Below are 8,811 nucleotides of genomic sequence, written 5' to 3'. Positions count from 1 at the left end.
CTGCGTTCCCATCCGGCCGGTGACTACGCGGAGGTGGTGGTCGCCGCGCACGATCTTCGGCCCGGCGCCGCGTTGACACCCGCCGATGTTCGCCTCGAAAAGCGTTTGGCCGCAACCATTCCGGATGGGTCGCTGGCCGACGTCAACGCGGTGACCGCTTCGACGCTGGCCGGTCCGATGCGGCGCGGCGAGGTGCTCACCGATGTCCGATTGCTCGGCAGCCGGCTGGCCGAGTCGACCGCCGGGCCGGGTGCCCGCATCGTGCCGCTACGCCTGGCCGACAGCGCCCTGATCGACCTCGTCCGCGTCGGCGACGTCGTCGACGTGCTGGCCGCACCGGCCGCCGCGGGGCCCGAGCCGCCCCAGGCCGCCCCCAAGGTGGTGGCCACCGACGCCGTCGTGGTGCTCGTGTCGGCCAAGCCGAAGGCCCAGACCGGCGACGGCGACCGCGTAGTCTTGGTTGCGCTGCCGGCTCGCGTGGCGAACGCGGTGGCGGGCTCGGCGCTGGGTCAGGCGGTGACCCTCACCCTGCACTGACTGCCTCGCCACCGTTGACCCCGCAGGTGGCAGCAAACTCTGTCCAATCCCAGGAAGGACATCTTCAATGTTCAAAGGGTTCAAGGAGTTTCTCTCGCGGGGCAACATCGTCGACCTGGCCGTCGCGGTGGTCATCGGTACCGCATTCACCGCATTGGTCACGAAGTTCACCGACAGCATCATCACCCCGCTGATCAACCGCATCGGCGTCAAGCAGCAGTCGAACGTTGGCATCTTGAAGATCGGCATCGGCGGCGGCCAGACGATCGACTTGAACATCTTGCTGTCGGCCGCGATCAACTTCGTGCTGATCGCCGCGGTGGTGTATTTCTTCGTCGTGCTCCCCTACAACACGCTGCGCAAGCGCGGCGAGGTCGAGCAGGCGGACGACGCCCAGGTCGTCCTGCTCACCGAAATCCGCGACCTGCTCGCGCAGACCAACGGCGAGGGATCGGGCAGGCACGGCGGCACAACGCCGCCACCGGAGCACGGACCGCGCGCCGACGCCGAGTCGTAAGGCCGGTCAGATCTCCAGGCTCGACAGCTGCCCGATGATCTGGGCGGCGAGCGGATTGAGCGTCGCCATCCCGTCGCGCACCGCGTAACGGGAACCGGCCAGGTTCACCACCAACGTGCTTCCGGACACCCCGGCCAGGCCGCGTGACAACCCGGCGTCGGTGATGCCCGCGGACAATCCGGACGCGCGAATCGCTTCGGCGATGCCGAGGATTTCACGGTCCAGGATCTCGCGGGTGGCCTCGGGGGTGACGTCGCGTGGGGTCACGCCCGTCCCGCCGACGGAGACCACCAGGTCCACCCCGCCGATCACCGCGGTGTTGAGCGCGTTGCGGATCTCCACCTCGTCGGCCGCGACCGCGACCACGCCGTCGACGACGAAGCCCGCCTCGGTCAGCAGCTCGGTGACCAGCGGCCCGCTGTGGTCCTCATCCCCGTGGGCGGTGCGGTCGTCGACCACCACGACCAGGGCCCGGCCAACAACCAACTCCGCACCCGTTTCCATGGGTGCCACCGTATAACCGAGCTCGGACAATCCGGCCGCCGAGGGTTCTTCGACTCGCATTACTGATCCGCCTTCCCCAGAGTCACCGGCACAGTACGGCTGCCACCACCAGCGGGATCCTGGAAGGTCAGCGAAATCTTGTCACCGGGCGCCTTGGACCGCACCGCGGCGACCAACGCGTCGGCGCTGTTGATCGGGCGGTCGTCGACCTTGGTGACGATCACGTTCTTGGGCACTCCCGCGGTCGAGGCCGCGCCGCCCGGAACCACGTCGACGACCTTGGCGCCCGGGGAGCCCTTGTCGTTGGTCACCTGAACACCGAGCGAGGCGTGGGACGCCTTGCCACTGCTGATCAGCTCGTCGGCGATGCGCTTGGCCTGATCGACCGGGATGGCGAAACCGAGCCCGATCGAACCGCTCTGGGCGTCCGGCGAGTCCGCACCCAGGGTGGCGATCGCCGAGTTCACGCCGACCAGCTGGCCGCTCATGTTGACCAACGCGCCGCCGGAGTTACCCGGGTTGATGGCGGCGTCGGTCTGGATGGCGTCCAGCACGGTGTTCTGGTTGCCCGACTCACCGGTGGTCGACACCGGCCGGTTCAGCGCACTGACGATCCCGGTGGTCACCGTGCCCGACAGGCCCAGCGGCGACCCGATGGCCACCACCGGCTGGCCGACGCGCAGGTCCGACGAGGAGCCCAGGGAGATGGGGGTCAGGCCGGACATGCCCTGCACGCGGATCACGGCGATGTCGCTGGTGGGGTCGGCACCGACGACCGTGAACGGTGCGGTGCGGCCATCGGCGAAGGTCACCGTCGTCTTCGGAGCCGGCCCGGCGGGACCACCGGGCGGACCGCCGGGGGGCGCACCGGGAACGACGGGCGCCTTCGGCGGACCCGCGGCCGCCGCGACCACGTGGTTGTTGGTCAAGATCAGCCCGTCGGCGGAAAGGATGATGCCGGAGCCCTCCTCGGACTGGCGGCCCAGGTCCGTCTCCAGCATGACCACGCTGGGCACCACCTTGGAGGCGACCTGTTCGACGCTGCCCGGCGGCATGTTGGCCGCCGGGACGCTGGGCGCGCCGATGACGGTGTGCCCATTGCTGGTGGTCGAATGGGTGCCCAGCTCGACGGCCGTCGCCGCGGCTCCGCCGATGCCGGCCGACACCACCGCGATGGTCAGTGCGCCGACGGCCAAAAGCCCTGCGCGGGAACGCTTTTGGGGCGCCGGGGGCATGGGCGGCAGCATGCCTGGAATCGGGCCCGTGCCGGTGGCCCCGGGAATCGGGCCCACCCCGGTTCCGCCGGGAATCCGGCCGGGACCGGTGCCGCTGAACGGGTCGTACGGCTGGCGGAACTGGTTGGTCTGCGATTGATGCCGCCAGTCGAACGGCTGGCTGTACGGCTGCTGATGCCCCTGGCCGTAAGCAGAGGTCCCCGGGTGGCCCGGAGTGGGCGCAGTCTGATTCGGCGCGGGGTGGTACCCCGGCTGCTGCGGCGGTGGCGAATACCTCGGGTCATTCGTCATAGCGCTAGGTCGCTCTTCCTCTATCTCAGTATTCGGCTCGTCGGTTCGACAGGGCTCTTCAACAGTAGTAGCTGCAGACCTACGTTGCCCGGGCGGACTGAGAGTCCACTGAGATAACGTTCGCGGGTTCCCGAGAGTTCGACTGGCCGGTCACCGGAACCGTCGGTTCGGTGACGGATTCTTCCCCGCCGGCGCCTTGGGGCGGTGTCGGATACGCCGAGGGGGGCATCGGCCGGCCGGGCAACAGCACGTAGAACGAGGTCCCCGGCGGCTGTCCGCCCGGCACGGTGTCCTCGACACGCAGCAATCCACCGTGATTCAGCACGACCTTCTTGACGATCGCCAGCCCCAGCCCCGAACCCGGCATGGCGCGCGCGGTCGTCGACCGGTAGAACCGCTCGAACACCAGCCGGCGCTCGTGCGGCGGAATGCCCGGGCCTTGGTCGGAAACCACCAACTCGGCGTGCGACGGGTCGAGTTGCCGCATGGTGATGCCGACGTGACCGCCCGGCGGGCTCCACTTTGCCGCGTTGTCCATCAGGTTCAGCACGGCGCGCGACAGGCCCGCGGCGTCGCCGTACATCTGCCAGGGGGTGACGTCGACGTCGAAGTGAATGTCGTTGCGGCGCCGCCTCACTCGCTCCAGGCTGCGATCGATGACCTCGGACATGTCGACCGGTTCGTGCACCACCTGCCCGGCGTCGTCCCGGGTGAGGTCCACGAGATCGCCGACCAGCGTGGACAACTCCTCTATCTGCGCCAGCACGTCGGCGCGCAGCTCGACCATCTCCTGCTCGGGCAGCCGCGGCGCCCCCGGCTCCATGGAGGCCATCAGCAGTTCGACGTTGGTGCGCAACGACGTCAGCGGGGTGCGCAATTCGTGCCCCGCGTCGGTGACCAGCCGCGCCTGGCGCTCACGGGATTCGGCCAGCGCCCGCAGCATCAGGTTGAAAGCCTCGGTGAGCCTGGCCAATTCGTCACTTCCGAACACCGGGATGGGCCGCAGGTCGTCGGTGCGCGCGACCCGTTCGGTCGCCTCGGTCAGGCGAGCCACCGGGCGCAGGCCCGCCCTGGTGACCATGCCGCCCGCCACCGCGGCGACCGCGACGCCGATGCCGCCGACGATCAGCAGCACCCAGCGCAGCTTCGTCATCACCGCCTCGGTCGGCTTGAGGCTCTTGGAGATCAGCAGCGAGCAGCCATTGGGCAAGTGAATGGCCAGGACTCGTTGATCGGATGCGGTGCGCCGCGACATGAACAGATCACCGCGGATCACCGCCTTCTCCGGCGCGCCGACCGGAAGCGTCTGACCCGGCTGTTGCGCCGTGTAGATCGAGTGGCCCGGGTTCACCAGCATCGCGTTGACATCCGAATACGCGGTGCCCTCGATGGCCTTCCCCGGGTCCGCGGCCAGCGAGCCGCTGGCGATCAGCAGCTGCGCCCGGCTCTGCAGCTGGTTGTCGATATCGCTATACAGCGCAGCGGAAATCACCGCGTACACGGCGAACGCCATCAGCACGACGACCATGGCCACCATCGACATCGCCAGCAGCATGACGCGCCACCGCAGCGACAACGAGCTGGTGGCGCGCAGCGGCACGCGTTGGGGCCGTTGGTACCGGATCATCGCCGGATGTGACTCGTCACGGCGGCGTCTCCCGAAGGACGTAGCCGACGCCGCGCACCGTGTGGATCAGCCGTGGCTCACCGTCGGCCTCGGTCTTGCGGCGCAGATAGCCGACGTAGACCTCCAGCGCGTTGCCGGAAGTGGGAAAGTCGAAGCCCCACACCTCTTCCAGGATCCGGCTGCGCGTGAGCACGCGGCGCGGATTGGCGATCAACATTTCCAGCAAGGCGAATTCCGTGCGGGTGAGGCTGATTTGGCGCTGCCCACGGGTGACTTCGCGGGTCACCGGGTCCAGCGTCAGGTCGGAGAACTGCATGGCCACCGATTCGGCGTCATCGTCGTCCGGCTTGGTTCTCCGTAGCAGCGCCCGCATCCGGGCCAACAGTTCCTCGAGCGCGAACGGCTTCGGGAGATAGTCATCCGCGCCGGCGTCGAGGCCGGCGACCCGCTCGGAAACCGAATCCCGGGCGGTGAGCACCAGGATCGGCAGGTCGTCGCCGGTGCTGCGGAGCTGGCGGCAGACCTCGAGCCCGTCCAGCCGGGGCATCATCACGTCGAGCACGAGCGCGTCGGGCCGGTCGCTGGCGATCATTTCGAGCGCCTCCAGCCCGTCATGGGCCAGCTCGACCGAGTAACCGTTGAAGGAAAGCGATCGGCGCAGCGACTCACGCACTGCACGATCGTCGTCGACGACCAGTATCCGCACGGGCCTAGTGTCGTCCCGACGCCTGAGAGCGGGCTGAGAGGCGCGCCGGGTATTTGCCGAGATTAACTAACGCCGGTCCAGGTCGATCAGGCCGAGCCGGGCCGCCTTGAGCAGCCGGCGGGGCACCTTGTGCTTCTGCCCGGCGACCGTCACACCGACGAGCTCGGTCTTGGTGGCCTTCCACTGCGCGCGACGGCTACGGGTGTTCGCGCGCGACATCCTGCGCTTGGGTACGGCCATGGTCGGGCCTAACTCCTCGTGTCGGGGGGTTGTCGCGCGGCGTGGCCGGTGCGGCCGAACGTGCGACGATTGCCACCAGGATAGTCGGTGGCCTGCCGGGCACCAAAACGAAGCCCGCGTATGCCGAGATTGCCGTGGCGGTTGTGATCGGGGCGCCGTCGGCGACCGTGGCGGCAATCTCGACGTCGGAGGCGAGGGGCGTCCTTGACGTGACACCGGCGCGACCCGCTAACCTACCGGTTGGTTGGTTGGTTTGCGCTCGCCGGTGACACGCAGATTGGAGGACTGCATGGCCTCAGCTCCTGGTCGTGACGCGGTCCGGATTGCGAACTGCTCCGGGTTCTACGGCGACCGGCTGTCGGCGATGCACGAGATGCTGACTGGCGGTGACGTTGACTACCTCACCGGCGACTATCTGGCCGAACTGACCATGTTGATCCTGGGCCGCGACCGGATGAAACATCCCGAGCGCGGCTACGCCAAGACCTTCCTGACCCAGCTCGAGGACGGCCTCGGCGAGGCCCGGGACCGGGGGGTGCGCATCGTCGCCAACGCCGGCGGGCTCAACCCCGCGGGGCTGGCCGACGCGATACGCGCCCTGGCCGAGCGCCTCGGCATCCCCGCCCGCGTCGCCCACGTCGAAGGTGACGACCTGCTGGCGCGCGCCGCCGAACTCGGGCTGGGCAGCCCCCTGACCGCGAACGCCTACCTGGGTGCCTGGGGCATCGTCGACTGCCTCGACGACGGCGCCGACGTGGTCGTCACCGGCCGGGTCACCGACGCGTCGGTGATCGTCGGAGCGGCCGCAGCGCACTTCGGCTGGGCCCGCACCGACTACGACCAGCTGGCCGGCGCCGTGGTGGCCGGCCACGTCATCGAGTGCGGCGTGCAGGCCACCGGCGGCAACTACTCCTTCTTCACGGAAATTTTGGAGTCCTCCGGCCTCCTCCACGCCGGCTTCCCGCTGGCCGAGGTGCACGCCGATGGCTCATCGGTGATCACCAAGCACCCCGGCACCGGCGGCCTGGTGAGCGTCGACACCGTCACCGCGCAGCTGCTCTACGAGATCACCGGCGCGCGCTACGCCAACCCCGACGTCACCGCCCGGATGGACACCGTCGAGCTGTCCCCCGACGGCCCCGACCGGGTCCGCATCGACGGCGTGCGCGGCGAAGCGCCCCCGCCCACCTACAAGGTGTCGCTGAACAGCATCGGCGGATTCCGCAACTCCATGACCTTCGTGCTGACCGGCCTGGACATCGAGGCCAAGGCCGACCTGGTGCGCCGGCAACTCGAGGCGGCGCTGACCGTCAAGCCCGCGGAGTTGCAGTGGTCACTGGCCCGCACCGACCACGCCGACGCGGACACCGAGGAAGCCGCCAGCGCCCTGCTGCACTGCGTGGTCCGCGACCCCGACCCCGCCAACGTCGGACGCCAATTCTCCTCGGCCGCGGTCGAATTGGCGCTCGCCAGCTATCCGGGCTTTCACGTGACCGCCCCGCCGGGCGACGGCCAGGTCTACGGCGTGTTCACCGCCGGCTACGTCGACGCCACGGCGGTGCCGCACGTCGCGGTGCACGCCGACGGCACCCGGGTCGAGATCCCCTGCGCCACAGAGACTTTGAAGCTGGCTCCCGCAGACGCGCCGCCGTTGCCGGAGCCGCTGCCCGACGGCCCGACGCGCCGGGTGCCGCTGGGCCGCGTCGCCGGGGCCCGCAGCGGCGACAAGGGCGGCTCGGCCAACGTCGGGGTCTGGGTCCGCACCGACGAGCAGTGGCGGTGGCTGGCCAACACGCTGACCGTCGAGCTACTCAAGGAGCTGCTGCCCGAAGCCGCGGAGTTCGACGTCACCCGCCACGTGCTGCCGAACCTGCGCGCGGTCAACTTCGTCATCGACGGCATCCTGGGCCAGGGCGTCGCCTACCAGGCTCGGTTCGATCCGCAGGCCAAGGGATTGGGCGAATGGCTGCGCGGCCGGCACGTCGACATTCCCGAAAGGCTGTTATGAATCTTTGGACGACGCCGGAGCGCGAAGCGCTGCGAAAGACGGTGCGTTCCTTCACCGAACGGGAGATCCTGCCGCACGCCGACGAGTGGGAACGCGTCGGTGAGCTGCCGCGGGACCTGCACCGTCGCGCCGGCGCGGCCGGCCTGCTGGGTGCGAACTTTCCCGAGGCGGTCGGCGGTGGCGGCGGCGACGGCGCCGACGCGGTGATCATCTGCGAGGAGGTGCATCAGGCCGGCGCCCCAGGAGGGGTGTTCGCGTCGCTGTTCACCTGCGGCATCGCGGTCCCGCACATGATCGCCTCCGGCGACGCGCGGCTGATCGAGGAGTTCGTCCGGCCGACGCTGGCCGGCGAGAAGATCGGTGCGCTGGCCATCACCGAGCCCGGCGGCGGTTCGGACGTCGGGCACCTGCGAACGTCGGCGGTGCGGGACGGCGACCACTACGTCGTCAACGGCGCCAAGACCTACATCACCTCGGGGGTTCGCGCCGACTACGTCGTCACCGCCGTGCGCACGGGCGGCCCGGGCGCGGCGGGCGTTTCGCTGTTGGTAATCGAAAAGGGCACACCGGGTTTCGAGGTGAGCCGCAAGCTGGCCAAGATGGGCTGGCGGTCCTCGGACACCGCCGAGCTGTCCTTCGTCGACGCCCGGGTACCGGCGGCCAACCTCGTCGGCGCCGAGAACAGCGGATTCCTGCAGATCGCACAGGCCTTCGTCGCGGAACGCATCGGCCTTGCGGCGCAGGCGTATTCGAGCGCCCAGCGGTGCCTGGACCTGGCGGTGCAGTGGTGCCGCGACCGGGAGACGTTCGGCCGGCCGCTGATCTCGCGGCAGTCGGTGCAGAACACGCTGGCCGAGATGGCCCGGCGCATCGACGTCGCCCGCGTCTACTCCCGGCACGTGGTCGAGCGCCAGCTGGCCGGCGAGACCAACCTCATCGCCGAGGTGTGTTTCGCCAAGAACACCGCCGTGGAGGCCGGCGAATGGGTGGCCAACCAGGCCGTCCAGCTGTTCGGCGGCATGGGCTACATGGCCGAATCCGAAGTCGAACGCCAATATCGCGACATGCGGATCCTCGGCATCGGTGGCGGCACCACCGAGATCCTGACCTCGTTGGCCGCGAAAACGTTGGGATACCAGTCATGAC

9 protein-coding genes are annotated in these 8,811 nt (G+C 69.4%); 4 read left to right on the top strand and 5 right to left on the bottom strand.

The annotated features are described in order from the left end of the window. Both A5681_RS06890 and mscL read left to right on the top strand, forming a co-directional pair. A partial coding sequence (locus A5681_RS06890) for an SAF domain-containing protein (protein WP_067271160.1) occupies positions 1–537 on the top strand: 537 nt, incomplete at its 5' end. A gap of 67 nt (positions 538–604) precedes the next feature. Next, entirely contained in the window at positions 605–1,054 is a 450-nt protein-coding gene (mscL, locus tag A5681_RS06885; protein WP_067271157.1) for a large-conductance mechanosensitive channel protein MscL, read from the top strand. A gap of 6 nt (positions 1,055–1,060) precedes the next feature. Here the strand turns inward: mscL and A5681_RS06880 are convergent, their stop codons facing one another. From A5681_RS06880 to rpmF, 5 genes are all read right to left on the bottom strand, one after another. Beyond that, positions 1,061–1,618 carry a MogA/MoaB family molybdenum cofactor biosynthesis protein gene (locus A5681_RS06880; RefSeq protein ID WP_055402749.1) on the bottom strand — a complete coding sequence of 186 codons (558 nt, stop codon included), beginning with the start codon at positions 1,616–1,618 and terminating at the stop codon, positions 1,061–1,063. After that, positions 1,618–3,084: a S1C family serine protease gene (locus A5681_RS06875; protein ID WP_067271154.1), complete on the bottom strand. Its 1,467-nt coding sequence runs from the start codon at positions 3,082–3,084 to the stop codon at positions 1,618–1,620. The genes A5681_RS06880 and A5681_RS06875 overlap by 1 nt, the downstream gene beginning before the upstream one ends. 79 nt (positions 3,085–3,163) lie before the next feature. Then, positions 3,164–4,711 (bottom strand): HAMP domain-containing sensor histidine kinase, encoded by a 1,548-nt coding sequence (locus A5681_RS06870; RefSeq protein WP_067271152.1) that lies wholly within the window; start codon positions 4,709–4,711, stop codon positions 3,164–3,166. 16 nt (positions 4,712–4,727) lie between these two features. Next, positions 4,728–5,417 (bottom strand): two-component system response regulator MprA, encoded by a 690-nt coding sequence (gene mprA / locus A5681_RS06865; protein WP_067271149.1) that lies wholly within the window; start codon positions 5,415–5,417, stop codon positions 4,728–4,730. Between the two features lie 66 nt (positions 5,418–5,483). Beyond that, positions 5,484–5,657, bottom strand: a complete 174-nt coding sequence (gene rpmF, locus A5681_RS06860) for a 50S ribosomal protein L32 (protein ID WP_007168835.1) — start codon at positions 5,655–5,657, stop codon at positions 5,484–5,486. 289 nt (positions 5,658–5,946) lie between these two features. Here rpmF and A5681_RS06855 point away from each other — a divergent pair, with 289 nt between their 5' ends. Further along, entirely contained in the window at positions 5,947–7,665 is a 1,719-nt protein-coding gene (locus tag A5681_RS06855) for an acyclic terpene utilization AtuA family protein (protein WP_067271143.1), read from the top strand. Continuing rightward, the gene (locus A5681_RS06850) at positions 7,662–8,810 is read left to right on the top strand and encodes an acyl-CoA dehydrogenase family protein (protein ID WP_067271138.1); all 1,149 of its coding nucleotides are present in this window, start codon (positions 7,662–7,664) and stop codon (positions 8,808–8,810) included. The genes A5681_RS06855 and A5681_RS06850 overlap by 4 nt, the downstream gene beginning before the upstream one ends. The last annotated feature ends 1 nt before the right edge of the window (position 8,811 follow it).

Source organism: Mycobacterium scrofulaceum (genome assembly GCF_001667885.1).
Lineage (GTDB): Bacteria > Actinomycetota > Actinomycetes > Mycobacteriales > Mycobacteriaceae > Mycobacterium > Mycobacterium scrofulaceum_C.
This window is presented reverse-complemented; position numbering and strand designations above follow the sequence as displayed.

Bases quoted from the DNA above. Each gene is read 5' to 3' on its own strand.
- mscL (WP_067271157.1), top strand. From the start codon at position 605: ATGTTCAAAGGGTTCAAGGAGTTTCTCTCGCGGGGCAACATCGTCGAC.
- A5681_RS06880 (WP_055402749.1), bottom strand. From the start codon at position 1,618: ATGCGAGTCGAAGAACCCTCGGCGGCCGGATTGTCCGAGCTCGGTTAT.
- A5681_RS06875 (WP_067271154.1), bottom strand. From the start codon at position 3,084: ATGACGAATGACCCGAGGTATTCGCCACCGCCGCAGCAGCCGGGGTAC.
- A5681_RS06870 (WP_067271152.1), bottom strand. From the start codon at position 4,711: ATGATCCGGTACCAACGGCCCCAACGCGTGCCGCTGCGCGCCACCAGC.
- rpmF (WP_007168835.1), bottom strand. From the start codon at position 5,657: ATGGCCGTACCCAAGCGCAGGATGTCGCGCGCGAACACCCGTAGCCGT.
- A5681_RS06855 (WP_067271143.1), top strand. From the start codon at position 5,947: ATGGCCTCAGCTCCTGGTCGTGACGCGGTCCGGATTGCGAACTGCTCC.
- A5681_RS06850 (WP_067271138.1), top strand. From the start codon at position 7,662: ATGAATCTTTGGACGACGCCGGAGCGCGAAGCGCTGCGAAAGACGGTG.